This is a genomic window from Paludifilum halophilum (assembly GCF_002245355.1).
Classification (GTDB): domain Bacteria; phylum Bacillota; class Bacilli; order Thermoactinomycetales; family DSM-45169; genus Paludifilum; species Paludifilum halophilum.
Map to the genome: position 1 here is coordinate 1 of NZ_NOWF01000175.1, position 393 is coordinate 393.

General features: G+C 36.4%; 1 protein-coding gene. It reads left to right on the forward strand.

Annotated features, from left to right (window positions below; translation table 11 throughout):
- Positions 1 to 393 (forward strand): asparagine synthase-related protein (locus CHM34_RS18745; RefSeq protein WP_169713845.1); only part of this gene is annotated, 393 nt, incomplete at both ends.

A 393-nucleotide genomic window follows, 5' to 3' on the forward strand; every position in this document is an offset into this window, starting at 1 on the left:
CGATTTATTGCATGGTGATTGGAAGAAAAAATTAGATTTAGAAAGTTATGTGCAGGAACAATATCAAAACACGATAGATGAAACACCCCGGTTGGATGGGGAAAATAATGTAGATGCGAGACGTAGAGAGTTATTTTATTTAAATATGCAATGGTTTATGTCACAGCTATTAGACCGTAAAGATAGAATGAGTATGGGAGCTAGTCTGGAAGTTCGAGTTCCTTATGCGGATCATCGTCTTGTGGAATATGTTTGGAACATACCTTGTGATATTAAAATGATAAATGGTCATGAAAAAGGAATTTTACGAAAAGCGATGGAAGGTATTCTACCACATGAAGTACTATATCGGAAAAAAAGTCCATACCCACGAACCTTCCAACCAGAGTATAC